This window comes from Polaromonas sp. P4_F6 (assembly GCF_056401275.1).
Genome location: NZ_JBFUJQ010000001.1, coordinates 890,439 through 914,952 on the forward strand (window position 1 = coordinate 890,439; position 24,514 = coordinate 914,952).

The following is a 24,514-nucleotide window of genomic DNA, read 5'->3' on the forward strand; positions in this document are numbered from 1 at the left end:
CGGCGTCAGACCGCCGTCAAACCGCCTGCGCCCTGGACACCCGCCGTTTCAGGCGGATGCGTCACGATGGACTTGAGCTCAGGCCGGGCCGCCTGCAAGGCCTGGAGGTCGGGCACAGGCCGGCGCAGGCTGTCGCTGCCCGCAAACACCTGTTCCAGCGCCTGGCTCGCGGCCAGCAGCTGCGCATCGCCATGCAGCCGCCCTATGACCTGCAGGCCGAAGGGCATGCCGTGCTCGTCCTTGCCGCAGGGCAGGGCCAGCGCCGGGTTGGTGGCCAGCGTCACCACATAGGTCAGGCCCAGCCAGTGGTAGTAGTTGCGCATGGCCTGGCCGTCAATATGGCCGGCGAAGAGCTCGGTCCAGGGGAAGGGCGTGACCGGTGTGACCGGCGCCAGGATCAGGTCGTAGTGCTCGAAGGCTTTGGCAAAGCGGCGCGAGATGCGCGTCTGCTCCAGGTGCGCCCAGGCGCGGTCGGCCAGCGTGATGGCGGCGGCGATTTCCATGTTGTCGCGCACATTCGGGCCCAGCGTTTCCGGGGCCTTGCGGTAGGTGTCGGCAAAGGCCGCGACAAAACTCTCGGCACGCAGCGTGTCGAAAGCGCGGTCGGCATCGCCCAGCTGCAGGTCCACCGGTTCGCAACTGGCCACCAGCGGGCGTATGGCCTCCACGCGTTGGCGAAACACGCGGCGTATCTCCGGGTCCACGATGCACATGCCGAAATCTTCCGTGGTGCCTATGCGCAGTGTGGACAGGTCCACCGGCTTGAGCGGCCAGAAGGCGGAAGCGTCCACCGGATAGGACAGCGGGTCGCGCGCATCGGCTCCCACGCTGGCGGACATCAGCAGCGCCGTGTCGGCCACATTGCGGCCCATGGGCCCCAGCACCGAAATGACCGACCAGCCCAGCGGCCGCGCGTCGTTGGCCACCAGCCCGGGCGAGGGCCGCAGGCCGACCACACCGCACAGCGAGGCCGGTATGCGCAGCGAGCCGCCGGTGTCCGAGCCGGTGCAGACAGGCAGCATGCCGGCCGCCAGCGCCGCCGCCGAGCCGCCCGAGGAGCCGCCCGCATTGAGCGCGGGGTTAAAGGGGTTGCCCGTCGCGCCCCAGACCGGGTTGCGGGTGTTGGCGCCCGCGCCCATGTCGGGCACATTGGTCTTGGCCGTGACGATGGCGCCCGCCGCGCGCAGCTTGGCCACGAGTGCGTTGTCCTTGGCCGGCACATTGCCGCGCAGCCCGATATTGCCGTAGGTGGTCAGCAGGCCCGCGGTGTCCTGCAGGTCCTTCACGCCCAGCGGCAGCCCGTGCAACGGCCCCAGCGGTCCGCCGCGCATCACCTGCGCCTCGGCCTCGCGCGCGGCTTCACGCGCCCGCGTGAAGTCGGTCGCGCAGATCGCATTGATGGCCGGGTTGAGGTTTTCGATGCGGCTGATACAGGCGTCCATCAACTCCACCGGCGACACCTGGCGGCTGGCGATCAGGCGGCGGAGTTCTACGGCGGAGATGTCTGGAAGCGTGGAGGGCATGGTGTGTTTGTTCAGTCGGTTTTGATCTGGGAGCGTTCGGCCAGCGCCTTCATGCGCGCAATCTCGGTGGTGACCATGCCGGACCAGTCGGGAACCGCGGTGTAGCCGGGCTCGAAGCCTGCCCCTTTGAGTTTGTCGATGATCTCAGGGTTGGCCATCACCGTGGCCAGCGCTTTTTCGAGCCGCGCCTTGACGGGTGCCGGCAAGCCCTTGGGCCCCACCACGGCCAGCCAGGCATTCATGTCGACAGCGGGGTAGCCGGCTTCGGCCATGGTGGGCACATTCGGCAGCAGGGCCGAGCGTTTGTTCATGGCCACGGCCAGCACGCGGACCTTGCCGGACTTGAGCTGCTGCGAGGCAGCGACCACGGTGTCGAAGGACACCGGGATCTGCCCGCCCATCAGGTCGGTCATCAGCGGGCCGGAGCCCTTGTAGGGCACATGCGTCATCTTCAGGCCCGTGGCCGTATTGAACATCGCGCCGGCGAAATTGGAACTGGTGCCGTTGCCGAAGCTGCCGTACAGGTATTTGTCGGGGTTGGCCTTGGCGGCGGCCACAAACTGGTGCACGTCGGTGGCGGTGACCGAGGGGTTCACCAGCATCGCCAGCGCCACCGAGCCCACCAGGCCTATCGCGTCAAAACCCTTGGCCGGGTCGTAGGACAGCTTGGGCTGCAGCGCCGGGTTCAGCGTGAAGGTGGAGTTGGAACTCACCAGCAGCGTGTAGCCGTCGGGCTTGGCGGCGGCCACCGCGGCCGCGCCTATGGCGGTGCCGGCACCCGGCTTGTTCTCTATCACCACGGGCTGGCCCAACTGGTCGCCCAGAGCCTTGCCCAGGATGCGCGCCAGCACGTCGGCCGCGCCGCCGGCCGGGAAGGGCGCGACCAGCGTGATGGGCCGCTCCGGAAAGTCGGCGGCATGGGCGGGCCCGCCCATGGCTGCCAGCCCGCAGAAGACGATGCCGCCGGCGATCAGCGTGCGGCGCAGTGCATTGAATGACATGTGTTGCATGGTAGGCCTCTTTTGAAGTTTCGGTCGAGAGTGGGGCGGGGGTGGTGTCAAGGTCATCGCAGGCGGGCGGGCGACAGTGCGCGGGCCTCCAGGCCCTGGCGCAACAGTTCTTCAGGCAGCGCGGCCTCGCGCAGCAGCGCATCGGCCAGCGAGCTGGCGCCCGCCGCGCTCTGGATGCCGTAGCCGCCCTGCGCCGCGAGCCAGAAAAAGCCGGGGCCGGCGTCGTCATGGCCTATCACCATCTCGCCATCGGGCACAAAGGAGCGCAGGCCGGCCCAGGTGCTGGCGGGCCGGCGTATGGTCAGGGTCGTGACGCTTTCAATCTGGTGTATGCCCATGGCGATGTCCAGTTCCTCGGGCACCACGTCGTGCGGCACCGTAGGGTCCGCATTGGCGGGCGAGCCCAGCAGCTGGCCCGCGTCGGGCTTGAAGTAATAACTTTCATCGACACCGACCACGGCCGGCCAGTGTGAAGCGTCCACGCCCTCGGGGCCCTTGAAGGTGAAGGCGCTGCGGCGGTGCGGCACCAAGCCTATGGGCCGCACGCCGAACACGGCGGCCAGCTCATCGGCCCAGGCCCCCGCGGCATTCACCACGGTGCGGGCGCGCAGGGCCTGGCCGTCGCTGAGCTCCACGGTCCAGCAGCGGCCGTCGTGCGTGGCCCGCGTCACGCCGGCGCTGGTGCGCAGTTCGCCGTCCGCCCCCGCTTTCTGGCGAAAGCCGCGCAGAAAACCCTGGTGCAGGGCGTGCACATCCATGTCCTGCGCGCCGGCGTCGTAGAGCGCGCCGTGCACCAGATCGGGCCGCAAACAGGGCACATGGGCCAGCGTGGTGCCGGCGTCCAGCGTCTGCAGGCCGGGGCAGTTCGTCAGCAATTCCTTGCGGGTGTTCGCCAGCATTTGTTCCTGGCCGTGCGTGGCCAGGTAGAGCACGCCGCGCGGCTGCATCAGGTCCGGGGCAAAACCCTCGGGCGGCCGTTCGTAGAAGGCCCGGCTGGCGCGCGTGAGCGCCCGCACCATGGGCGGCCCGTAGGTTTCCATGAACATGGCGGCCGAGCGGCCCGTGGAGTGGTAGCCCGGCTGGGACTCGCGCTCGAGCAGCGCGATGCTGCGCAAGCCGGCCAGGCGCCAGGCCAGGGAAGCGCCCGCAATGCCGGCGCCGACGATCAGTATGTCAAATTCTCTCATTTGAGAATTCTCACATGCGAGAATCGTGCCTGTCCAGCCGATTTACCCGATTTGCCCCAAACAAAGGGAAAACACCATGTCCGCCCGCCCAGCACGATCCGCCCGCGCCCCCGCTGCCGCCCCCGAGGCCGACCGCGTGCAACTCGGCCTGAGCCTGCGCGGCCATCGCAAGGCCCGGCGGCTGACACTCAAGGACCTGTCCGGCCATTCCGGCGTGGCGCTGTCCACCCTGTCCAAGATGGAGCTGGGCCAGATCTCGGTCAGCTATGAAAAGCTGGCCGCCGTGGCCCGGGCGCTGGCGCTCGATGTGGGGCAGCTGATAGACGCGCGTGGTGCAGCGCCGGCGGGGGCTGCGGCACCCGTCGTGGTGTGGTCTGAAGCAGGCGGGGAGGCGACCTATAGCTCGGGCCACTACGACTACCGCGCGCTGGCCAACGGGTTTCCGGGCAAGCGCATGACGCCCGTGCTGGGCCGCGTCATCGCACGGCAGCGGGAACAGTTCCCCGACTTCATCCGCCATCCCGGGCAGGAGTTTGTCACGGTGCTTTCCGGCCGGGTACGCATCGAGTTTGAAACCGGTGAAATCGTCGAAGTCGGGCGCCATGAGTCGGCCTATTTCAACAGCGGCGTCGGCCACATCTATACCTCGCTGGGCCGTGCCGACGCGCGGATACTGGTGGTGATGAGCGAGTAGCTTGTGTTGGGGGGGGGCGAGCCCTTAGGCCGACAGCTTTTCCCAGGTCAGGTCAAACTTCATCAAATACTTGCGCAGCCGGTCCGCGTCGTTCACCACGCTGCGCTGCGTGCGCGAGACATGAAACAGCGCCCGCCCGGCGTCGCTGAGGGAAGCGCTCTTGCGGCACACCTCGATCACCGCCTGCAGCTGCAGCCGGTCAAAATAATCGAGCGAGTCCGCGGCGCTGCCCAGCAAGGCGGCGAGCGAGACGCCGCTGCCGCCGGCCTCCGCCCCGGTGGCTTGCCACTGCCAGCGCAGGCGCGCGATCTCCGCCTCCACCAGGGCCAGCCCTATGCGGCCGTTGTCGCCCAGTGTTGCAAGCCTTGTGATGGAGGCGCTCAGGTCGCGGAAATTGCCGGTCCATACGGCCTCGGCCGACTGCGCGAAGCGCAGGTAGGCGGCGCGGGCCTCGGTGGTCATGCGGGTTTTGCGGCCCAGGTCTTCGGAGGCCAGCATGAGCTGGTGGTCCATATTGGGTTCGATATCTTCCCGGCGCTGGCCCAGGCCGGGCAGGGTGTAGGTCCACAGGTTGATGCGTGCGAACAGGTCTTCGCGGAAGTGCCCGCGCGCGACTTCCGCGCGCAAATCCTTGTTGGTGCCGGCTATCAGCTGGAAGCTGCTGTCGACCTCTTTGTCGGCGCCCACGGGCAGGAAGCGTTTTTCCTCAACGGCCTTGAGCAGCATGGCCTGCTCGTCCAGGCCCAGCTCGCCGATCTCATCGAGAAACAGCACGCCCTTGTCGGCCGTGCGCAGCAGCCCAGGGCGGTCGCTGGCCGCACCGGTGAAGGAGCCCTTCTTGTGGCCGAACAGGGTCGAGGCCGCGCCGTCGCCGTGCAGTGTCGCGCAGTTCACATCGACGAAACCGCCGCTCACTTGGTGGCGCGACTTTTTGAGTTCGAAAATGCGCCGCGCCAGCATGGACTTGCCCGCGCCTGTGGGCCCGGTCAACAGGATGGGCGCCTTGCTCTGCACGGCGATGCGCTCGATTTCCTCGATCATGCTGTTGAAGCGCGGGTTGCGCGTGGCAATACCGCTTTTGAGGAAGGAGACCGCATCCTGCTGCGCGACGGCGAGCCGCGCATTGATCGCGTCATAGCGCGACAGGTCCAGGTCTATCAGCTCGTAGCTGCCCGTGCCCTGGCCTTGCCGGCCCCGCGGCGGCGCCGTCTGCAGCAGCACGCCGGGGATAAAGCGCGCCTCCACCAGCAAAAACAGGCAGATCTGCGCGACGTGGGTGCCGGTGGTGATGTGGGCCCAGTACTCTTCGCGCTCGGTATCAAAGGGATAGGCGCTCATCCGGTCATAGAGCGCGCCGTAGACCTCGCCGAAATCCCAGGGGTTGGCCAAATTCATCTCGACCAGGCGGACTTCTGTGCCGGGCGAGAGCTGGACCACGTCGTCGCGTACCCGCTCGGCCAGCGGCTTGTTGCGCGCGTCGTGCATCAGTTCCAGCCGGTCGATGAGCAGGTCTTCGTGCTGCGCGATTGAGACCGTGGGCCGCCACTTTTCCCAACGCCCCGAGCCCAGGCCCGAGTCGAGCTGGGTGCCGAGGAAACCCATCACTACTTTTTTCTTCATATTTCTAATGTACTAGCTTTAAAGCTAGAAAAGTAAGAAATGCGCATCGCTGAATTAGATTGCTCTGCACATTGATTTGAAGAAATATTCAATCAAATCAAAGATCTTCCTCGTTGCTCGAGGGCTTTTGGCAAAGCTGGCACGGCGCCTGCAATAAAGAAGATGTCAGATGAGAAAGTTGTTCGCTCACAAGCAGGGGTTTCCGGGAAGCCGGGCCCCGCTGGTGCAGGAAGCACAGGTTGTCCTGGGCGTCCTGTATGCCGCGGCAACCGATGCGCTGGCGCCAAGGCATGCGGTCAAGGGGCGGCTCGGGTAGATGAGCCGCCCCGTCAGGTTCGACTCCTGATGCCATTGTTCTGTAGCTCAGATGGTTAGAGCACCGTGTTGTTAATACGGCTGTCGCGGGTTCGATTCCCGCCGAACGCTGACTTGAAAAATCAGCTTTATTGGAAGTCAAGTGTGCCGCGAGTGGGAAAAGTGGATGCAGCTTGCAGCGGGAAACCGCGGCAGTTTGCGGGGCCTGAACCCACCGGCAACAGTCGCCAGTGCAAAGGTACTGCGACACCGGACGGCGAAGACGCTGGTCGTGGCATCGAAAGATCTCACGCCCAGGCCCTTCACCTGAAAGTGCCCGCACCCTGAGTCCGCGGCTGTTGCCGATGCGGACTATGAGTTTGTTGAACTGGAAAAAAAGAATAAGGGAAAAGAAAAATGTTTGGATTAAAACAATACAAGGTCAAGAAAAACGAACGCGGCCTGCTGCTGCGCAACGGCGACTTCGAGCGCGTGCTGCAGCCCGGTAAACACTGGGTGTATGCCGGCGTCGACAACGTCCGCGTGGAAACCTTTGCGATGGAGCAGGCGGCGTTCACGCACGGCCTGGCCGATTACTTTATGGCCAAGGAGCCTGAAGTGGTGGCCCGGGAATTTGTCCAGGCCGCGCTGTCGGATTCGCAGGCGGGCCTGCGTTACGAGAACGGCTCGCTGGTGGAAGTGCTGGCACCGGCCACCCGCAAGCTCTACTGGAAAGGCCTGAACGACATCCGCATCGACGTGGTCGATATCGACCAGGGCCTGGCGGACAGCGAAAAGCTGCCGACCGGCCTGGTGGCCACGCTGGGCCAGACCCAGCTGCGCCAGCGCCCGGTGAGGGGCCTGGACGGCGTGCTGCTGGTGCAGGTGCCGGACTTCCATGCCGGTGTGCTGACGCTGGACGGCAAGGTGGCCGGGCTGCTGGGCGCCGGGGCTTATGGTTTCTGGCGCTACGGCCGCAAGGTGGACGTGGAATGCATTGACCTGCGTTCCCAGGCGCTTGAAGTCAGCGGGCAGGAAATCCTCACGCGCGACAAGGTGAGCCTGCGCCTGAACCTGACGGCCACCTGGCGTTACGAGGATGTGCTGAAGGCCTTCGCCCAGTGGGGCAAGCCCTCGGAGCAGATCTACCGCGAACTGCAGCTGGGACTGCGCGCGGCCGTGGGAACCCGCACGCTGGATGAGCTGCTGGAGAACAAGGCCGCGCTGGACGAGATCATTGCCGGGTATGCCCGCGACCGCCTGGCGGGCGCCGGCATGAAGCTCGAAAGCCTGGGCGTGAAAGACATCATCCTGCCCGGCGAGATGAAGGCCATCCTGGCGCAGGTGGTGGAGGCCGAGAAGTCGGCCCAGGCCAATGCGATCCGCCGCCGCGAAGAAACCGCGGCCACGCGTTCGCTGCTCAACACGGCCAAGGTCATGGAGGACAACCCGATTGTCCTGCGCATGAAGGAACTGGAGACGCTGGAACGAGTGGCCGAGCGTATCGACAAGATTTCCGTCATCGGAGGTCTGGACCAGGTGCTCAACGGGCTGGTGAAGCTGCGTTGAGGATTAAAAAGGGCGCGCTGGCACAGAAGGGAGCGCCACTGCCAAAAATGTTGATTGCCGGCAGGCCGGGTAACACCGGGTGCGGCGGGAAAGCCGGTTGACGGGCAAGGTTGAGGATGCAGGTGCTGGCTCCGATGACGGGTCTGCCACTGGCGCGCGTTTCCAACCGTCAGCTGGGCCACAGGCGTAAAACACCGTGGTCGCCGTATTGATGCGGGTTCGAATCCCGCCGCGTCCACCAAGTGAGTAATTGTTATGAACAGAAAAAAGATCATGTTGAAAGAAGATCGCACCCAGGAACGTATCGGCTACGTGCTGGATGGTGCTGGCTGGGCCACATTCAGTTTTCGTGCCGATGCCGGGCCCATGGCGTTCGCCGTGTCATACCTGCATGATTCGCTGGACGATCTCGCGCGCATGGGGGTCGATCTGGCCAATGGTGCACCGGGCGCCGCTGCGGTCTTTATGGACGAGCCGGGCGAGGTCCAGTTCGTGGTGACGGGCGGCCAGGACGAGCTGAACTTCGAGCTGCGCAGCTACACCGACTGGGCGAGCTGGGGAATGACAGCCGCTGACGACTACAGGTTGTTGGCAAGCGGGAGTCTCCCGCGCGTGGAGCTGGTGCGCAACATCCATGCGATCCTGGAGAGGATTTATGTGGAATTGGGGCCTGTGAAATACCGCGAACTCTGGGTGGAGCACGATTTTCCGCTGAGTAGATACGAACAGCTCATTGCGGCATTCGAGAAGCGGCCTCGGACCTGCTAGAAGTAGAAGAAAAACAGAAGAGAGAAATGAAAATGGAACAGAACTACCAACAACACGAAGTCACCGGCGGTGTGCCGGTGAAGATGTGGACCAAGGGCGTGCCGGTGGAAGCCCAGGCCCTCAAGCAGCTGGAAAACTCCGCGCGCCTGCCTATTGTGTTCAAGCATGTGGCCGTGATGCCCGACGTGCACTACGGCCTGGGCGCGACCATAGGCAGCGTGATCCCGACCTTCAAGGCCATCATTCCGGCAGCGGTCGGTGTGGACATCGGCTGCGGCATGATGGCCTGCAAGACCACGCTGAGCGCCGAAGACCTGCCCGACAACCTGGGGCCCCTTCGTACGGAAATCGAAAAAGCCGTGCCGCACGGCTCCGCGCCCAAGACCTACCGCCGTAACGGCTCGGTGCGCGAAGTCGGCGCCTGGACGAATCCGCCCAGCGCGGCCGATGCGGCCTGGGGCCAGCTGGTCGATGAGTTCGAGGCGCTATGCCTGGACTACCCGCGCCTGAAGAACACCAACAACCACCGCCACATGGGAACCTTGGGCGGCGGCAACCACTTTGTCGAGGTTTGCCTCGATGAAGGCGGCGGTGTCTGGATCATGCTGCACAGTGGTTCGCGCGGGGTGGGCAATGCCATAGGCACGCACTTCATTGAGCTTGCCAAGAAGGATGCAGAGCTGCACCAGCGCAACCTGCCCGACAAGGACCTGGCTTACCTCGAAGAGGGCTCGCAGTACTTTGGCGACTATGTGCGCGGCGTGGGTTGGGCGCAGAAGTTCGCGCGCCTGAACCGTGAGGTGATGATGCAGGCTGCGATCGGTGCGCTGCGCAAGGTGATCAGCAAGCCCTTCGAGACGCACCTGGAGGCGGTGAATTGCCACCACAACTATGTGCAGAAGGAAACGCACTTTGGGCAGGAGGTGTTTGTGACCCGCAAGGGCGCCGTGAGCGCCAAGGCGGGAGAGCTGGGGATCATTCCCGGCAGCATGGGCGCCAAGAGTTTTATCGTGCGCGGCAAGGGCAACCCCGACAGCTTCATGAGCTGCAGCCACGGCGCCGGCCGCACCATGAGCCGCACCCAGGCCAAGAAGCTGTTCACGGTGGACGACCAGGTCAAGGCGACCGAAGGCGTGGAATGCCGCAAGGATGCCGACGTGATCGACGAGATCCCGATGGCCTACAAGGACATCGACGCCGTGATGCTGGCGCAAAGCGACCTGGTGGAGGTGGTTTACACCCTCAAGCAGGTGGTGTGCGTGAAGGGATAGGGTGAGCCTCCGAGGGAGGAGGTCGCCCTGGCCCAAGTATCTAAAAAAACAAGAAACAGGAAAGAAGAAAAACAATGATTGAACTCGATGGCTCGCAAGGCGAAGGCGGCGGGCAGATTCTGCGTACGGCGCTGGCGCTGAGCCTGGTGACGGGCAAGCCCTTTCGCATGGACAACATCCGCGCCAAACGGCCCAAGCCGGGTCTGATGCGCCAGCACCTGGCCTGTGTGAATGCGGCTGTGGCGGTAGGCGGTGGCGTGGGCGAGACTTGCGCTGCCAATGCCAACGGCCAGCCCGTGCAGATCGGCGAAACCACGCTGCTGTTCACGCCCGGCAAGGTGCGAGCGGGCGACTATGAGTTTGCGGTGGGCTCGGCCGGTAGCTGCATGCTGGTGCTGCAGACCGTGCTGTGGCCGCTGCTGCAGGCCAAAGAGGCTTCGACGCTGCTGCTCAGCGGCGGCACGCACAACCCGATGGCGCCCTCCATCTCCTTTTTGCAGCTACTGGCGCCCTACTTCGGTGGCGGCGGTGAAGCGCTGTTTGACATCGAGCTGCGCCGGCATGGTTTTTATCCCGCCGGGGGCGGGGAGGCGCGCGTGCGCCTGAAGCCGCCGGCCCAGGGCTTTGCCGCCATCGACATCATGCAGCGCGGCGTGCTGCTGGAGGCTTATGCCGAATGCCTTCATGCCGGCCTTCCGAAAGGCGTGGCCGAACGCGAGCTGGCCATGCTGCAGCAGGGGCTGGGCTGGGATGAAAGCCGCCTGCGTAACCGTGGGCTGCGCAACAACGAGGGACCGGGTAATGCGCTACTGGCCGTCCTGCGCTATGAGCACATCACCGAGGTGTTTGCGGCCTATGGCGAAAAAACCGTCAGTGCCGAACAAGTGGCGCACCGCCTGCTGAACGAGGTCAGGGGCTACCAGGCGCACCAGGCGCCGGTGGGCCCGCACCTGGCGGACCAGCTGATGATCCCGATGGCGCTGGCGGCGATGCAGGGAAGAACGGGCCGCTACTGGGCGACGGAGTTGACCGAGCACACCCGCACCAATGCCCGCACGATTGAGGCTTTCCTGCCCGTGAAGTTCTCCTGCGAGGTGCGGGAAGGCGGTATCGTGATTTCGATCACGGCCTGATGGATGGGAACAAACCCGTGGCGCGCAGGATGTCAGCGCGCCGCGGGTTTTGTCGTGCCCTCGTCCGGCGCCATGACCGCGGTGTCTCTTTGCATCAAGGCGCGCACCAGCCAGGCAAACCATGCCGCGGCAATCGCCGCCGCCATCCACACCAGCATCTGCCCCAGCCGCGCCTGGTCGTCCAGCAGGTAGGCGTTGCAGACGCGCAGCGGCGAAGTTTCATAGAGGTTGCCGACCACCGCCATCATGGGCAGCACATTGCCCAGGAAGAATCCCTGCACCAGCAGGCCCGCCGGCCGCCACGACAGGCGGATCGCGGCGCCGCAGGCCAGCAGGGCCAGGTGTTTGAGGGCTTCGATGCGGCCGTCCACCAGCGCCAGGTCCAGCACGCGGGGAATCATCAAGATCGCGAGTATCAGTGCGACGGCGAACAGGCCGCTGATGCCGTGGGCATTCCAGCGCTGCAAGTGCGCCGTCCAGCGGCCCGGTAGTACCGCGGCGAGCAGGTAGCCGGCCACCATCAGCAAAGGGTATTGCACCAGCATGTGCCGCGTCATGCTGGCCTCCAGGCCGTGGCGCACACCGGGCCAGGCCAGCAGGCACAGCAAGACTCCGGCGATGCAGGCCAGCGCGCCACGCGAAAGAACAGCCGGCATCTTCATGGCCTTCATGGCGACGGCGCGGCGGTGCCCGCGAGGTGCCGCGCATAGTCGAGCGCGAGTTGCTGCTCCGCATAGTCAAAGATGCGAACCAGCCGGCCTTTCTGGTCGACGACCAGCAGCGCCGCGTTGTGCTCAAAATCGCCGCGCCCGTCGGGCACCACTACGACCTGGAAATCCGCCAGCAGGCGCTGGGTGCCCCGCGGATCAGGCGCACGCACAAAACGCCATAGCGCGGGGTCGGCGCTCAGTCGCGCCGCATAGGCTTGCAGCACGCCCGGTGTGTCATGGCCGCCGTCAAAGCTGATCGACAGCAGCTTCACCTGGCCGCCCTGGCCGCCGCGTTCCTGCAGCGCGCGCTGCAGTTGCTGGAAGCTGCTGCCCATTGCGAGGCAGACGGTCTGGCATCGTGTGTAGACAAAATCCACCAGGGTGACCGATTGCCCGTCCGCCAGGTATTGCGGCAGCGCCTGCGGGGCGATGCCGGGTCCGTCGATGCTGACCGCCGGGCTTGGCACCGGTTGCAAGGCGACTTCAAGCCGGCGTGCGCCCTCGGCGGTCCAGACCTGGAAGCCGTGCGTCAGCCATGCGGCGGCGGCATAGCCCGCCAGGGCCAGCATGGCGCTCAGCAAGGCGGTGCGAAACATGGGAAAGCTCAGGAGGCTTTGCCCGCCAGCGTCTTGAGCTCGGCGCCGCCGTTAAAGGGCGTGGTGCGCGTGCCGGCCTTGCGTTCGGCCTCGAACAGTTCAGGCTTGATGGCGCCCGCCTTGTTGGACCATTCGGAGCGGATGTAACTGGCCACCGCGGCCAGCTCGGCGTCGCTCAATTGCGGGAAGGCCGGCATGGCGCCCTTGAAGCTGTTGCCCATGACCGTGATCTCGCCGGTGATGCCGTGCAGCAGGATGTTGGCCACGGTGCGCTCATCGCCGGCCACCCACTCGGAGCCGTCCAGCGGCGGGAACACGCCCGGCAGCCCCTTGCCGGTAGCCTGATGGCAGGCCACGCAGTTGGCGGTGAACAGCTGTTTGCCGTTGGCGGAGGCGCCCGCGGCACCGGCCGCCGGGCCGGACAGGTCGGCCAGGGTGCGTTTGTCGCCGAGGTCGGCGCGGCCGAATGAGCCGGACAGCGCGATGTAGCCCGCACCCCACAGCACCAATGCCGCCGCCCCGACCAGGAAGAGCAGTGGAATCGGCTGGCTTTTTTCGGAGGGTTCGGCTTGCTCGCGCTCCTGTGCCCGGCTCTCGGAAGTCTTGTCGTTCTGCATGGCGTTACCTTGTGGGGCTCAGGGCTTGGGGGCGGGCGGCAGCACCGGGTAGGTGTGGTTCAGGCCCTGCAGGTACTTGACCAGGTCCAGCGCCTGGGGCGTGGGCACCACCACCTGGCCCACGTTGGGCCCGTAGGCGGGCGGCAGGGCCAGCGGCGTCTCGCCTTCGCTTTCCGCGTCTTTGGCGTCCTTGACGACGAAGAGATAGGGGTAGGATGGCATGATGGAGCCGGGCACATAGGCGCGCGGCTGGTACAGGTGGCCCAGGTGCCAGTCCTTGCTGGGCTGGCGCGCCCCGATGTTGAACAGGTCGGGACCGGTGCGCATGCTGCCCAGCAGGTGGGGCTTGTCGTAGAAATAATCGCCGGGCACCGAGGCCCGGCCCCAGCCGCGCTCCGCATCGGGGCCGAAGTTGCGGTCGCGCGGCTGCTGGCTGTGGCAGTACACGCAGCCGTTGGCGATATAGACCTCGCGCCCGCGCAGCTGCGCGCTGGTGTAGCCCTTGAGCTGGGGCGGCGGCTTGATGTCGCGCACCTGCATATAGGGCATGACGACCAGGGCCGCCGTGGCAATGCCCAGCGCCACCATGGCGCCCGAGGCCAGCTTGACTTCATTTTCCATGTGCAGCCCCCAGTTCCGTGCTTTGCGGCTCGTTGGGCCAGAACAGGGCGGCGCCCGCGCGGCCCGGCCCGAAGCGCAGCGCCATGGCCAGGAAATGGCCGACGAACACCAGGTGGCTGAGCACCATCAGGCTGCCCCCGACGGATCGCCACTGGAGGTAGGGCAACGTGACCTCCACCGAGGCCATAAAGGGCCGCGCCGCGTCCAGCATGGCCACACCCTGGAGCCAGCCGCCTATGGTGAGCCCGACAAAATAAATCATCGCCCCCACGGCCGCCAGCCAGAAATGCAGGGTGATCAGTTTGGGGTAGGGCCACTCCCAGTTCAGCACCCGTGGCATCATGAAATAGATGGCGCCGAACAGCACCATGGTGACGAAGGCATAGGCGCCCAGGTGGGCGTGGGCCACCGTGAAATGGGTGAAGTGCGTGATCTGGTTGACGCTGCGCAGCGCCTCCAGCGAGCCCTGCAGCGAGGATGCCAGGTACATCAGCCCGCCGAACATCATGAAACGCAGCGTGGGCGAATAGCGCGCCAGGTGCATGCGCCCCCGCAGGGTGGCGCCCATATTGATGCTGAAGGCGATCACCGGAATCACCATCATGACGCTCTGCACGATGGACAGCGTGATCAGCCAGCCCGGCACCGGCCCGCCTATGAGGTGGTGGCCGCCGACCTGCCCGTAGAAAAACGCCAGCGTCCAGAAGCCGAGCAGCGAGAGGTTGTAGGAGCGTATCGGCCGGCCTATGACCTTGGGCAGGAAGTAATAGATGGCGCCCACGCTGACCGGCGTGAACCACAGGCCCAGCACGTTGTGGCCGTACCACCAGTTGGTGGTGGCCTGCTGCACCCCGGTGTGCACACCGGGCATCTTGCCGACCAGGAAGAGCAGCGCGATCCACAGCAGCGCCGCCGTCATGTACCAGACGCTGACGTAGAGGTGCGAAACCTTGCGGTTGACCAGCGTGTACAGCACCGGCAGGATCACCAGGGCAAAGCCGGCGAACATGAAGATCGCGATCTGCCACGGGATCTCCAGGTATTCCATGCCGTCGTTCCAGCCGGTGGCGATGGCGCCTATGCCGCCGGCGATGCCCATGTTGATGAGCGCGCCGCCCAGCATGACCCAGATGGCGCCGTACAGCCGCGTGCGCAGCAGGCGCGGCAGCAGCCACACGATCATCCCCAGCGCGGCATTGGTGATCCAGCCGTAGAGCACGCCGGTCAGGTGCACCGTGCGTATGCGGCCGAAGGTCAGCCAGGCATAGTCGGTGAGCCAGTCGGGCTCATGCAGCTTGATGGACGAGATCAAACCCGCCGCCGAGCCCACCACCAGCCACATGCAGGCAAAGGTAATGAACATGAACACCGGGAAGGCGGTGGAGCGGTCGGAACTGATGCGGTCCAGCAGCTCGGCGGCGTCCGCAGCGTGCGCCTGGAGGCCGCCTTCCTTGGCCGCCTGCTGCATGGACGCCTGGGCGGCGCCCTGCAGGGCCGGGTCGTCCACCTGGCCGACTTCGCCGTGCGCGAAGATCACCGAGGCGGCGGTCGGGTTCTCCACCAGCAACCCTTTGCGCAGCGACCAGATGAATACAAACAGGCCGATGATGGAGAGCAGAAAGGCGCCCAGCAGGCTGAAGACGGCGCTGTCCATCATGCGGCCCCTTCTGTCTGTGCGGCCTGCCCGCTGTTCCGGGGGGAAACTGTCATGAATCATTCCTCCGCTATGTGTGTTGAAGGGACGCTTGCGCCTGGCGACAGCCTTTTTGGGGCCCTTGGGCCGAGGCCGGCAGTGGCTGCGTGCGGAGCGCCCATCCTACGCCTTTGGCTCCTCGCAGGCCAGCCTGCAAAGCCGGGAATGCGCCGTCTGCTATGAATTTTGTAGCTTTTTTGCGTTCGATGCGGCGGGCATGGGCGCGCGCCCGGAATTTTTGTACGAATTAAGTTTCGCCTCATGAAGGCGTGTTAGCCTCGCCCGCATGTTGAACCGCATCCCCTCCTTCCTGCGCCATGTCGGGCCCGGCGTTGTCACCGGCGCCGCCGACGACGACCCATCCGGCATCGCCACCTACACGCAGGCGGGGGCGCAGTTCGGCACCGGGCTGCTCTGGACGGTGTTTTTATCGCTGCCCTTCATGATCGCCATCCAGTTGGTGAGCGCTCGCATAGGGCGGGTCACCGGCAAGGGCGTGGCGGCCAACCTGCGCGAGCACACGCCGCGGGCCTTTCTGATGAGCATGGTTTTCTTGCTGGTGGTCGCCAACACCATCAACATTGCCGCCGACATCGCCGCCATGGGCGAGGCGCTGCAGCTCGCGGTGGGCGGCGGCGACCATTTCCATGCGGTGGCTTTCGGCGTCATCACGGTGCTGCTGCAGGTGTTTGTGCCCTACCGCAAGCTCGCGCCCATCCTCAAGTGGCTGACGCTGTTCCTGTTCGCCTATGTGATCGCCGTGTTCCTGGTGCAGGTGCAGTGGGCCCAGGTGCTGCACGACCTGGTGATTCCCAAGCTGCAATGGACCTCGGGCTACTGGATGATGATCGTCGCGCTGCTGGGCACCACGATCTCGCCTTACCTGTTTTTCTGGCAGGCCTCGCAGGAAGTCGAAGAGCTGCGCCTGAAGGGCGGCGGCCCTGGATCGGAAAAGGAAGTGCGCCGCGACCTGCGCCGCGTCAAGCGCGACACCTACATCGGCATGTTTTTCTCCAACGCCATCGCCTTCTTCATCATGGTGCTGGGTGGGGCGGTGCTGTATGCGGCCGGCATCCACGACGTCACCTCGGCCGCGCAGGCGGCGCAGGCCTTGCGGCCGCTGGCCGGCGACTTTGCCTTTGCGTTGTTTGCGGGCGGCATCATCGCCACCGGCCTGCTGGCCGTGCCGGTGCTGGCCTCGTCGGCCGCCTACGCGGTGGCCGAAGCCTTCGGCTGGCCCGAGGGCCTGGAGCGCCACTGGTACGAGGCCAAGCGCTTTTACGCCATCATCGTCATCGCCACGGTGGTCGGCACCGGCATGGACTTCACCAGCATAGACCCGATGAAGGCGCTGTACTGGAGCGCCGTGATCAACGGCGTGGTGGCCGTGCCCATCATGGCCGGCCTGATGCTGCTGGCCGGCCGCAAATCGGTGATGGGCAAGTTCACCTCGGGCTTCAAGACCACCTGGTTTGGCTGGGGCGGCGTGGTGGTGATGGGTTTTGCGGTGTTGATGATGTTGCTGGACTTGTTCCGGCCATTCTTCTAGGACCGGTCACTCTTTATTCCTCTCCAAGAGGGGAAGCAGATTCATATCCGCAGATTACGCAGATTTACGCAGATAAAGATAAACAGACAAACCCGATGTGAGGTCGTATGGCCAGCATAAGGGAATAGGCCTGAAGCCTTGGGTAAAAAAGTCTTGTTTTTAATCTGCGGAAATCTGCGTAATCTGCGGATAAATTCCTATCCTAGGAACCGTCACGGCGCATGACCCACAAACGCTGCGGCCCCGCACCCTGTTCGCCCAGCTTGTCATAAGGATTGCGCAGCCGGCATTTGTCGATCGACAGGCAGCCGCAGCCTATGCAGTCATCCAGCGTGTCGCGCAGCTTTTTGAGCTGCGCCATGCGCTCGTCCAGGTCGGCGCGCCAGGCGGCCGACAGGCGCTCCCAGTCCGCGCGGCTGGGCGCGGCCTTCGCGGGCAGGGTGGACAGGGCCGCCTCGATGTCGGCCAGCGCAATGCCCACCCGCTGCGCCACACGCACAAAAGCCACACGCCGAAGCATCTCGCGCGCATAACGGCGCTGGTTGCCTTCTGTGCGGGTGCTGCTGATCAACCCCTTGGTTTCATAAAAATGCAGGGTTGAAACCGCCACGCCGCTGCGCCGCGCCATGTCGCCGACCGAGAGCGTGGGGAAGATGCCGGCCTGTTCGAGTTCCGTGCCCATGGCTTTCCTTGAAAAAAGTGCTTGACCTCAACTTTACTTGAGGTTTCAAACTCCTGCTTTTACGGGCCAACCCGGCCCGCTTTTTTCAAAGAAGGAGTTGTTTCCATGTCCAGCGATTCATCCAGCCCCGCTTCCACTTCTGCCTCTGCCTCCGTGTTCCGCGTCGACAAGTTTGTCGTGCCCTCGCAGTCCATCTCCGCTTTTGTCGAGCGCATCCACCAGGTCCAGCGCATGCTGGGCGAGCAACCGGGCTGCCTGCAAAAACATGTGCTGACCCAGACCGGCGACAGCAGCGAGTTCGATGTGGTGACGGTGGTGGAATGGGCCAACGCCGATGCGGTAGCCGCCGCCCAGGCCGTGATGCAAAAGCTGCTCGCGAGCGAGGGCTTTGATATCCAGGCTTTCAGGAAAAAGCTGGGGGTGCGTGGGGATTCGGGGATGTATCGGGAGGCGTGAGCAACAACTTCGGTACTGCACTAAAGCACAGTCGCAACTCCGAGTTTGTTAGCTTCTGACCGCGCATCGCGCAATAGGTCTATACATTCTTATCGATTTGCGAATTCATCCAGCAGAGCCACTACCTGAGCTTCATTTCGCGCCATGGCGAATGAGCGCGCGGTATGTCCGTTGGCCGCCAACGATATATCGGCTCCCTGATCAAGAAGTTTTTTGACAAAGTCAATCTTGCCCATTTCGGCTGCACGATGTAGGGCTGTGAAGCCGCGCAAGTCACGAGCGTTAGGGTCCGCGCCGTGCGCCAGTATGAAGTCAAAGGCTTCCGCGTTGCTGCCTTGGGCCGCGGTCATTAGTGCTGTCGCCCCTTCACTTGATCTGGCGTCTATGTCGGCGCCTGCATCTTTCAGAATCGAAAGAACTTGGGGATTCCTGCTGGCCAACGCCCATTGAATCGGCGTAAGTCCATCTGCAGCCAGAAGATCAACGGGATCGCCCGCCTTAAGTCTAGAACGTACGGCATCGATATCTCCTCGGGCCACCGCAATATGGAGCAGGGAGTGCGTCCTCAAGGGCTTGTCTGGAAGCTCGTAGAGAACTTCTTCAGCCGTCGCGAACAATGCAAGTTTTCCAAACTGCGCCATGCACCAGGTTGCGGCAGCGTCTGGCGAGAGTTCTAAACCGACGGGGAGCGGTACGGGGTAGGGCAGTTGAAGAGCGTGGCTCCGAAGCAAAAAGTCCAACAAACGCTGATTTGTACGGGCATCTGCATGGTCTGGAAGCAGGGTGCCATGCAATTCATAAATTTGCGCATAACCATCTTGCACTGTGAAGTGCGCGATGGCTTGTACTTGGCGCGTCCAACTCCGCACACAGATAATCGTTCCCTGATGGACGAACAATGCCCATTTGTGTTCCATTTGCCGCGGAATAAACAGCACTCCGTCGGCAATCCGGTGATCTACTGGGTACCGCAAATCAATTGCTAAACGGAGGTCACTCTGGGGTATCTCACCGACAAACCCTTGGCCATCGTCTTGGCCGAATGAGACGGCATTGGTGGCACATCGTGGGTCAACAGAAGTTGACAGCATGGTTTGCGTAAAGGGCCGTACGTCCAGCAATTGAACACCCCAAGGGTTTTCAGATGCAGCAATCGGGATTGGTGTAGTGGCAGCGGGGGCTGGTTTTCGAGTGCCGTCAACTGTATGCATGGGCGACGAACTATTTACCTCCGGTGCAACGGGCTTTGCCTTGCGAAAGATGCTTCGAATCCAATGCCCAACCATGCCTTAACCTTGAACTAAAGTAGTTGCCCGATCATAGACGGGAGATCTCAAGGGTTTTACCCTATCCGCGATAGGTGGTGCTACTCATGAATGGCGTCGTGCTTTGAATTGAGCGCGTTTCCCGGATGTCAGTTTGGGTGACACTGACCTCTTCACCTGAGTGAAAAGGGATGTGCGTTGCGGCAAGCGTTTTGCTCGGGTAAGGAATTAGTCAAGCGTCACAGCCCTCAGCACACTCTCCGCCGTAGCCGGCGCATCCATCACCACAAGCTGATCTTTCGCCTTCACAGCTCCCACCGCATCCCGCATCGCCTCATACACGCTGATCGCCAGCATCAAGGGCGGCTCACCCACGGCCTTGCTGCCGAAGACGTTGTCTTCGCGGTTGGGCTCAGGCCACAGGGCTATCCTGAAGTGTTCCGGCACGTCGCCGGTCGCGGGGATTTTGTAGGTGCTGGGCGCGTGGGTGGTCAAGAGGCCCTTGTCGTTCCACACCAGTTGTTCAGTCGTGAGCCAGCCCATGCCCTGGATAAAACCGCCTTCGATCTGGCCTATGTCTAGGGCCGGGTTGATGCTGGTGCCCACGTCGTGCAGGATGTCGACCTTGAGAACCCGGCTTTCGCCGGTCAAAGTATCTATCGCGACTTCAGTGCAGGCCGCGCCGTAGGCGAAGTAGTAGAAAGGCCGGCCGGTCAGGGTGGTTTTGTCGTAGTGGATTTTCGGCGTGCGGTAAAAACCGTCGCTCCACAGCTGTATGCGATTGGCATAAGCCAGTTTCACGACCTCGGTGAAGGGCCGCGCGCCTGCCGGCGTGATGACCTCGCCGCTTTCAAATTGCACGGCGCCTGCGCCGCAGCGGTCCAGGCCGGCGACGAACTGCGCGAGGTTGTCGCGCACATTGCGGGCCGCGTATTGCGCGGCGCGCGCGTTAAGGTCGGTGCCGGCCGAGGCCGCGGTGGCCGAGGCGTTGGGGACTTTGCTGGTGTCGCTGGCCGTGGCCAGCACCTGGGCCAGGGGCACGCCGAGTTCGTCGGCCACGATTTGCGCGACCTTGGTGTTCAGGCCCTGGCCCATTTCGGTGCCACCGTGATTCACCTGCACGCTGCCGTCGGTATAGACATGCACCAGCGCGCCGGCCTGGTTGAACAGCGTGGCGGTGAAGGAGATGCCGAATTTGACGGGGGTGAGGGCGATGCCGCGCTGGATGACTTCGCTTCTGGCATTCCAGGCCGCGATGGCCTGGCGGCGCTGGCGGTAGTGCGAGGTCTGCTCCAGCTTGGCCAGCAGCGGTTCAAGGATGTTGTCCTCGACCTTCATCTGGTAATGGGTCACGTTCCGCTCGCCGATGCCGTAGAGGTTTCGCCTGCGCACGTCCAGCGGGTCCAGGCCCAGGCTGCGCGCGATGTCGCCCATGATGGTTTCGATGACGATCATGCCCTGCGGGCCGCCGAAGCCGCGGAAGGCGGTGTTGCTCTGGGTGTTGGTTTTGCAGCGGTAAGAGGCGATCTCCACGTCTTCAAGGAAATAGGCGTTGTCGGCATGGAAGACCGCGCGGTCGGCCACCGGGCCTGAAAGGTCGGCGCTAAAGCCGCAGTTCACGGCCATCATGAGCTTGAGGCCGGTGAGCCGGCCGCTGTCGTCAAAACCCACCTCGTATTCGTAGGCAAAGGGATGGCGCTTGCCGGTGACCATAAAGTCGTCGTCGCGGTCCAGCCGCAGCTTGACGGGGCTGTTTAGCTTGTGGGCGGCAATCGCGGCCCAGACGGCCATCTGGCCCGACTGGGTTTCCTTGCCGCCAAAGCCGCCGCCCATGCGCCTGCACTCCACACGCACGGCATTATTGGCAATGCCCAGCGCGTGCGACACCCAGTGCTGGATCTCGCCGGGGTGCTGGGTGCTGGAATACACCAGCCATTGCTGCTGCTCCTGCGGCACGACGTAGGCCACCTGGCCCTCGAGGTAGAAGTGTTCCTGGCCGCCCACTTCGAGGGTGCCGCGCAGTGTGTGGGCTGCTTTTTTGAGGGCAGCCGCTGCATCGCCGCGTTTCACAAACACCGGCGGCAGCACATAACTTTCAGCCTTGAGCGCATCCTGCACCTTGAGCAGGGCCGGCAAGGGTTCTATGTTGCACACCACCTTGCGCGCGGCGCGGCGCGCCTGCATCACGGTGTCGGCCACCACCACGCCTATGACCTGGCCTATGTGCTGCACGGTATCTTGTGCGAACACTGGCTCGTCATGCGAAAAATTGCCCAGTACAGGGTCACCGGGAATGTCGCGCGCGAGGATCACGTCGCGCACACCGGGCATGGCCAGGGCCGCGGTGGTGTCTACGCCCAGCAGCTTGCCGTGCGCCACCGTCGACAGGATGGGTGCGGCATGCAGCGTGCCGCGCAACTCGGGAATGTCGTCGACATAGGTGGCGGCGCCGGCCACCTGCGCGCGCGCGCTTTCATGCGGCGTGGATCGGCCGGCCGCGCGTGCGCCGGCGGGCTGGCGGGCCAGCGATTGTTTTTGGGCCGGGTCGGCGGGCGGCATGCTGTCGGCGCGCGCATTGGGCGTGCGCACCGCGGGGTCGGCCACCACGTCGCGGCTCACGGACATGTCCTTGGCATTCATGCGGCCTCCTCCAACCGGAAGGAGGCCAGGTTGATCTGCTGCAGGCCCCGGCTTTCGAGCCAGTAGCGCTGCAGCAAATTGCCCAGCACCTCGCTGCGGTAGGCGGCCGAGGCCCGCATGTCGGAGATGGGCGAGAACTCGGCGCGCAAGGCGGCCATGGCCTGGCGCACGGTGGCCTGGGTCCAGGGCTTTCCGGTAAGCGCTGCCTCGGTCCGCACCGCGCGCACCGGCGTGGCGGCGACGCCGCCCGCGCCAATTGAGGCGGCGATGACCTGGCCGTCCTGCACTTGCAGGTTGATGGCCAGGCAGACGGCGGAGATGTCGTCGTCGTAGCGTTTGGAGATTTTGTAGACCCGTAGCCGTTCCGGCCCCTCACCCCAGCCCTCTCCCCAGAGGGGCGAGGGAGCAATACCGGTTTTCTCTTCAGTCCCCTCTCCCCCTGGGAGAGGGTTAGGGTGAGGGCCACCCGGCCTGGGTACCTTCACCCAGGCCAGCACCTCATCCGCCGCCATCACATTCTGGCGGTAGCCGGTGTAAAGCTTCTCCAGCGGCATCTCGCGATGCCCGCGCACGCTCATCAGCACCACGTTGGCGCCCAGCGCGATCAGCAGCGGCATGGAGTCGCCAATCGGCGAGCCATTCGCGACATTGCCGCCCAGGGTGCCCGAGTTGCGCACCGGCAGGCCGGCAAAGCGGGCCGCGAAGTTGTGCAGCTGCGGGCGGTCCTTCACCAGCGCCGCGTAGGCATCGGCCAGCGTCACGGCCGCGCCTATGGCGATGTGATGCGGGTAGTGTTCAACACGCCGCAGCTCTTGCACCTTGGTGACGTCAATCACCTGGCCGAATTCCCTATGCATCTTGGTGACCCAGAGACCCACGTCGGTGCAGCCGGCGACCAGCTGGGCGCCGGGTTGTTCAGCACGGGCCTGCAGCAGGCCGGCCAGGGTGCGCGGGGCCAGGTAGGCTGTTTCGGCCACGCCGGGCTCCGAGCGCAGGGACTGGAGCTTGCGCAGCAGCGCGGCTTCATCAACCTTCACGGGCGGCAGCGCGGCCATGGCCTGCGCGGCGTCCAGGATGGGCCGATAGCCGGTGCAGCGGCAGAGGTTGCCCGAGAGTTCTTCCTGCGCGAGCTCGCGGCTAATGGGCTCGCCCTTGCAAACGTGGTTCTGGTACATGCCGAACAGGCTCATCACAAAACCGGGGGTGCAGAAGCCGCATTGAGAGCCATGCTGGTCGACCATGGCTTGTTGGGCCGGATGCAGGGCACCGTCTTGCGCCAGGTCCTCGACTGTCCACAAGGCCAAACCGTCAACCGAATGCGCCAGCCGTATGCAGCTGTTGATGGCGCGGTACTGGACCTGCCCGCCCGAGGCCTCGCCCAGCACCACGGTGCAGGCGCCGCAGTCGCCCTCGCCGCAGCCTTCCTTGGTGCCGGTGCAGGCCATGTCCTCGCGCAGCAAGTCCAGCAGGGTGCGGCTGGGTGGTACATTGCTGACGGAAACAACTTCGCCCCGCCTGATGAAGCGGATGGGTCTGGAAGAAAGTGGAACAGCCATGCTTCAGGTTAAACACTCGCGCCGTGCCCGGCATATCAAAGCCCATATCAAGCGCATGGGTGAAAAGGTATGAAAGACCAGGCGCTTTTCGACAAGATAGACCTCCATCTCATCAGGGTCTTGAACACCGTGCTTACTGAACGCAGCGTATCACGCGCCGCCATCCGATTGGGTATGTACCAGCCCGCCGTCAGCGCGGCGCTCAAGCGCCTGCGCGTGCTGGCCGGCGACCCCATCCTGGTGCGCTCGGGCGCGGGCATGGTGCCCACCGATGCCGGCCTGCGCATGATCGAGCCCTCGGCCAGCATTTTGCGCGCGGCCGGCATGCTGTTCAGCGACGCCCGCGGCTTCGACCCGGCCACGGCCGACAGCACCTTCCGCCTGGCGGCCAGCGACTACCTGGACCCGCTTTTTTTGCCGCAGCTGGTCGCGCAGGTCAAGGCGCAGGCGCCGCGCTGCCGCATCGAGATCCAGCCGCTGTCGGCCGACTCCGACTACCGCGCGCAGCTGGCCCAGGGCCAGGCCGACATCGTGATCGGCAACTGGGCCGCGCCGCCCGATGACCTGCACATGGCGCGCCTGTTCGGCGACGAGGTGGTGTGCCTGGTGGCCAAGGACCACCCCGCGGTGCGCCGCGGCTGGGACACCGCGAGCTGGCTGGAAGCCGAACACATCGCGCCTTCGGCGCTGCACCCGGGCGCCAAGGGCGTGATCGACGAGCACCTGGACGCGCTGGGCCTGGCGCGCAACATCACGGTGCGTTGCCCGCATTTCGGCCTGATGCCGTCCATGGTGGCATCAAGCTTGCTGGTGATGACCACGGGCCGCCAGTACTGCGAACGTTTTGCCGGCATCCTGCCGGTCGCCATACTGCCCAGCCCGGTGGAGTTCCCGCGCATGATGTATTACCAGCTCTGGCATGAACGCACGCATGCCTCGAATGCCGCGAAATGGCTGCGCGAGAGGGTCAAGTCCGTGGCCTCCATGCTGCGAAAAGAATGACTTCCCGTGACGGCCGGGCATGTGCCGCCGGCCTGGCTCCCTAGAATACCGACCACCC

General features: G+C 64.5%; 21 protein-coding genes and 1 tRNA gene. 9 read left to right on the forward strand and 13 right to left on the reverse strand.

Features of this window, described 5'->3' with window-relative positions:
• Positions 1 to 5 precede the first annotated feature (5 nt).
• From AC1DUN_RS04235 to AC1DUN_RS04245, 3 genes are read right to left on the reverse strand one after another with little or no spacing between them, the layout of a single operon-like run.
• On the reverse strand, positions 6 to 1,523 hold the full coding sequence (locus tag AC1DUN_RS04235; protein ID WP_477712853.1) for an amidase: 1,518 nt from the start codon (positions 1,521 to 1,523) through the stop codon (positions 6 to 8).
• A gap of 11 nt (positions 1,524 to 1,534) precedes the next feature.
• On the reverse strand, positions 1,535 to 2,533 hold the full coding sequence (locus tag AC1DUN_RS04240) for a Bug family tripartite tricarboxylate transporter substrate binding protein (protein ID WP_477712854.1): 999 nt from the start codon (positions 2,531 to 2,533) through the stop codon (positions 1,535 to 1,537).
• A 53-nt stretch (positions 2,534 to 2,586) separates the two neighbouring features.
• The gene (locus AC1DUN_RS04245; protein ID WP_477712855.1) at positions 2,587 to 3,720 is read right to left on the reverse strand and encodes an NAD(P)/FAD-dependent oxidoreductase; all 1,134 of its coding nucleotides are present in this window, start codon (positions 3,718 to 3,720) and stop codon (positions 2,587 to 2,589) included.
• A gap of 76 nt (positions 3,721 to 3,796) precedes the next feature.
• Between AC1DUN_RS04245 and AC1DUN_RS04250 the strand changes: the two genes are divergently transcribed.
• Positions 3,797 to 4,414, forward strand: a complete 618-nt coding sequence (locus tag AC1DUN_RS04250) for a helix-turn-helix domain-containing protein (RefSeq protein WP_477712856.1) — start codon at positions 3,797 to 3,799, stop codon at positions 4,412 to 4,414.
• A gap of 24 nt (positions 4,415 to 4,438) precedes the next feature.
• On the opposite strand, the gene rtcR is transcribed toward AC1DUN_RS04250, so the two are convergent.
• Positions 4,439 to 6,034, reverse strand: a complete 1,596-nt coding sequence (gene rtcR / locus AC1DUN_RS04255) for an RNA repair transcriptional activator RtcR (RefSeq protein WP_477712857.1) — start codon at positions 6,032 to 6,034, stop codon at positions 4,439 to 4,441.
• 353 nt (positions 6,035 to 6,387) lie between these two features.
• On the opposite strand from rtcR, the gene AC1DUN_RS04260 reads away from it, so the two are divergent.
• The 5 genes from AC1DUN_RS04260 to rtcA all read left to right on the forward strand — a co-directional run bounded on the left by AC1DUN_RS04260 (position 6,388) and on the right by rtcA (position 11,069).
• Positions 6,388 to 6,460 (forward strand) — tRNA-Asn (locus AC1DUN_RS04260).
• A gap of 285 nt (positions 6,461 to 6,745) precedes the next feature.
• On the forward strand, positions 6,746 to 7,897 hold the full coding sequence (locus AC1DUN_RS04265; RefSeq protein ID WP_477712858.1) for an SPFH domain-containing protein: 1,152 nt from the start codon (positions 6,746 to 6,748) through the stop codon (positions 7,895 to 7,897).
• Between the two features lie 273 nt (positions 7,898 to 8,170).
• Positions 8,171 to 8,665, forward strand: coding sequence for a hypothetical protein (locus AC1DUN_RS04270; RefSeq protein WP_477712859.1), 495 nt, complete (start codon positions 8,171 to 8,173; stop codon positions 8,663 to 8,665).
• A 32-nt stretch (positions 8,666 to 8,697) separates the two neighbouring features.
• Positions 8,698 to 9,936, forward strand: a complete 1,239-nt coding sequence (locus AC1DUN_RS04275; protein WP_477713126.1) for an RtcB family protein — start codon at positions 8,698 to 8,700, stop codon at positions 9,934 to 9,936.
• Positions 9,937 to 10,010: 74 nt separating this feature from the next.
• A complete protein-coding gene (gene rtcA / locus AC1DUN_RS04280) occupies positions 10,011 to 11,069 on the forward strand; it encodes an RNA 3'-terminal phosphate cyclase (protein WP_477712860.1) in 1,059 nt (352 codons plus the stop codon).
• 32 nt (positions 11,070 to 11,101) lie between these two features.
• Here the strand turns inward: rtcA and AC1DUN_RS04285 are convergent, their stop codons facing one another.
• Genes AC1DUN_RS04285 through AC1DUN_RS04305 form a run of 5 tightly spaced genes read right to left on the reverse strand, consistent with a single transcriptional unit; the run spans position 11,102 to position 15,267 of the window.
• Positions 11,102 to 11,740, reverse strand: a complete 639-nt coding sequence (locus AC1DUN_RS04285) for a hypothetical protein (RefSeq protein ID WP_477712861.1) — start codon at positions 11,738 to 11,740, stop codon at positions 11,102 to 11,104.
• Positions 11,737 to 12,375, reverse strand: a complete 639-nt coding sequence (locus AC1DUN_RS04290) for an SCO family protein (protein ID WP_477712862.1) — start codon at positions 12,373 to 12,375, stop codon at positions 11,737 to 11,739. The genes AC1DUN_RS04285 and AC1DUN_RS04290 overlap by 4 nt, the downstream gene beginning before the upstream one ends.
• An 8-nt stretch (positions 12,376 to 12,383) precedes the next feature.
• Entirely contained in the window at positions 12,384 to 12,992 is a 609-nt protein-coding gene (locus AC1DUN_RS04295; RefSeq protein ID WP_477712863.1) for a c-type cytochrome, read from the reverse strand.
• Between the two features lie 18 nt (positions 12,993 to 13,010).
• Complete coding sequence (locus tag AC1DUN_RS04300) at positions 13,011 to 13,613, reverse strand: cbb3-type cytochrome c oxidase subunit II (RefSeq protein ID WP_007871606.1); 603 nt, start codon at positions 13,611 to 13,613, stop codon at positions 13,011 to 13,013.
• The gene (locus AC1DUN_RS04305; protein ID WP_477713127.1) at positions 13,603 to 15,267 is read right to left on the reverse strand and encodes a cbb3-type cytochrome c oxidase subunit I; all 1,665 of its coding nucleotides are present in this window, start codon (positions 15,265 to 15,267) and stop codon (positions 13,603 to 13,605) included. The genes AC1DUN_RS04300 and AC1DUN_RS04305 overlap by 11 nt, the downstream gene beginning before the upstream one ends.
• Positions 15,268 to 15,592: 325 nt before the next feature.
• Between AC1DUN_RS04305 and AC1DUN_RS04310 the strand changes: the two genes are divergently transcribed.
• On the forward strand, positions 15,593 to 16,855 hold the full coding sequence (locus tag AC1DUN_RS04310; protein WP_477712864.1) for an NRAMP family divalent metal transporter: 1,263 nt from the start codon (positions 15,593 to 15,595) through the stop codon (positions 16,853 to 16,855).
• Between the two features lie 202 nt (positions 16,856 to 17,057).
• Here AC1DUN_RS04310 and soxR read toward each other — a convergent pair whose 3' ends face one another.
• Positions 17,058 to 17,537 (reverse strand): redox-sensitive transcriptional activator SoxR, encoded by a 480-nt coding sequence (soxR, locus tag AC1DUN_RS04315; protein ID WP_477712865.1) that lies wholly within the window; start codon positions 17,535 to 17,537, stop codon positions 17,058 to 17,060.
• Between the two features lie 105 nt (positions 17,538 to 17,642).
• Between soxR and AC1DUN_RS04320 the strand changes: the two genes are divergently transcribed.
• Positions 17,643 to 17,993, forward strand: coding sequence for an antibiotic biosynthesis monooxygenase (locus tag AC1DUN_RS04320; RefSeq protein ID WP_477712866.1), 351 nt, complete (start codon positions 17,643 to 17,645; stop codon positions 17,991 to 17,993).
• Positions 17,994 to 18,082: 89 nt separating this feature from the next.
• On the opposite strand, the gene AC1DUN_RS04325 is transcribed toward AC1DUN_RS04320, so the two are convergent.
• The 3 genes from AC1DUN_RS04325 to AC1DUN_RS04335 all read right to left on the reverse strand — a co-directional run bounded on the left by AC1DUN_RS04325 (position 18,083) and on the right by AC1DUN_RS04335 (position 23,454).
• Positions 18,083 to 19,204, reverse strand: a complete 1,122-nt coding sequence (locus tag AC1DUN_RS04325) for an ankyrin repeat domain-containing protein (RefSeq protein WP_477712867.1) — start codon at positions 19,202 to 19,204, stop codon at positions 18,083 to 18,085.
• Between the two features lie 282 nt (positions 19,205 to 19,486).
• Positions 19,487 to 21,817, reverse strand: a complete 2,331-nt coding sequence (xdhB, locus tag AC1DUN_RS04330; RefSeq protein ID WP_477713128.1) for a xanthine dehydrogenase molybdopterin binding subunit — start codon at positions 21,815 to 21,817, stop codon at positions 19,487 to 19,489.
• Positions 21,818 to 21,894: 77 nt separating this feature from the next.
• Positions 21,895 to 23,454, reverse strand: a complete 1,560-nt coding sequence (locus tag AC1DUN_RS04335) for a xanthine dehydrogenase small subunit (protein WP_477712868.1) — start codon at positions 23,452 to 23,454, stop codon at positions 21,895 to 21,897.
• 69 nt (positions 23,455 to 23,523) lie between these two features.
• Here AC1DUN_RS04335 and AC1DUN_RS04340 point away from each other — a divergent pair, with 69 nt between their 5' ends.
• Positions 23,524 to 24,456 carry a LysR family transcriptional regulator gene (locus AC1DUN_RS04340; RefSeq protein WP_477712869.1) on the forward strand — a complete coding sequence of 311 codons (933 nt, stop codon included), beginning with the start codon at positions 23,524 to 23,526 and terminating at the stop codon, positions 24,454 to 24,456.
• The last annotated feature ends 58 nt before the right edge of the window (positions 24,457 to 24,514 follow it).

Bases quoted from the DNA above. Each gene is read 5' to 3' on its own strand.
- AC1DUN_RS04240 (WP_477712854.1), bottom strand. From the start codon at position 2,533: ATGCAACACATGTCATTCAATGCACTGCGCCGCACGCTGATCGCCGGC.
- rtcA (WP_477712860.1), top strand. From the start codon at position 10,011: ATGATTGAACTCGATGGCTCGCAAGGCGAAGGCGGCGGGCAGATTCTG.
- AC1DUN_RS04295 (WP_477712863.1), bottom strand. From the start codon at position 12,992: ATGCAGAACGACAAGACTTCCGAGAGCCGGGCACAGGAGCGCGAGCAA.
- AC1DUN_RS04290 (WP_477712862.1), bottom strand. From the start codon at position 12,375: ATGTTTCGCACCGCCTTGCTGAGCGCCATGCTGGCCCTGGCGGGCTAT.
- AC1DUN_RS04245 (WP_477712855.1), bottom strand. From the start codon at position 3,720: ATGAGAGAATTTGACATACTGATCGTCGGCGCCGGCATTGCGGGCGCT.
- rtcR (WP_477712857.1), bottom strand. From the start codon at position 6,034: ATGAAGAAAAAAGTAGTGATGGGTTTCCTCGGCACCCAGCTCGACTCG.
- AC1DUN_RS04320 (WP_477712866.1), top strand. From the start codon at position 17,643: ATGTCCAGCGATTCATCCAGCCCCGCTTCCACTTCTGCCTCTGCCTCC.
- AC1DUN_RS04265 (WP_477712858.1), top strand. From the start codon at position 6,746: ATGTTTGGATTAAAACAATACAAGGTCAAGAAAAACGAACGCGGCCTG.
- AC1DUN_RS04340 (WP_477712869.1), top strand. From the start codon at position 23,524: ATGAAAGACCAGGCGCTTTTCGACAAGATAGACCTCCATCTCATCAGG.
- AC1DUN_RS04325 (WP_477712867.1), bottom strand. From the start codon at position 19,204: ATGCATACAGTTGACGGCACTCGAAAACCAGCCCCCGCTGCCACTACA.
- AC1DUN_RS04285 (WP_477712861.1), bottom strand. From the start codon at position 11,740: ATGAAGGCCATGAAGATGCCGGCTGTTCTTTCGCGTGGCGCGCTGGCC.
- AC1DUN_RS04335 (WP_477712868.1), bottom strand. From the start codon at position 23,454: ATGGCTGTTCCACTTTCTTCCAGACCCATCCGCTTCATCAGGCGGGGC.
- AC1DUN_RS04305 (WP_477713127.1), bottom strand. From the start codon at position 15,267: ATGGACAGCGCCGTCTTCAGCCTGCTGGGCGCCTTTCTGCTCTCCATC.
- soxR (WP_477712865.1), bottom strand. From the start codon at position 17,537: ATGGGCACGGAACTCGAACAGGCCGGCATCTTCCCCACGCTCTCGGTC.
- AC1DUN_RS04275 (WP_477713126.1), top strand. From the start codon at position 8,698: ATGGAACAGAACTACCAACAACACGAAGTCACCGGCGGTGTGCCGGTG.
- xdhB (WP_477713128.1), bottom strand. From the start codon at position 21,817: ATGCCGCCCGCCGACCCGGCCCAAAAACAATCGCTGGCCCGCCAGCCC.
- AC1DUN_RS04310 (WP_477712864.1), top strand. From the start codon at position 15,593: ATGTTGAACCGCATCCCCTCCTTCCTGCGCCATGTCGGGCCCGGCGTT.
- AC1DUN_RS04300 (WP_007871606.1), bottom strand. From the start codon at position 13,613: ATGGAAAATGAAGTCAAGCTGGCCTCGGGCGCCATGGTGGCGCTGGGC.
- AC1DUN_RS04270 (WP_477712859.1), top strand. From the start codon at position 8,171: ATGTTGAAAGAAGATCGCACCCAGGAACGTATCGGCTACGTGCTGGAT.
- AC1DUN_RS04235 (WP_477712853.1), bottom strand. From the start codon at position 1,523: ATGCCCTCCACGCTTCCAGACATCTCCGCCGTAGAACTCCGCCGCCTG.
- AC1DUN_RS04250 (WP_477712856.1), top strand. From the start codon at position 3,797: ATGTCCGCCCGCCCAGCACGATCCGCCCGCGCCCCCGCTGCCGCCCCC.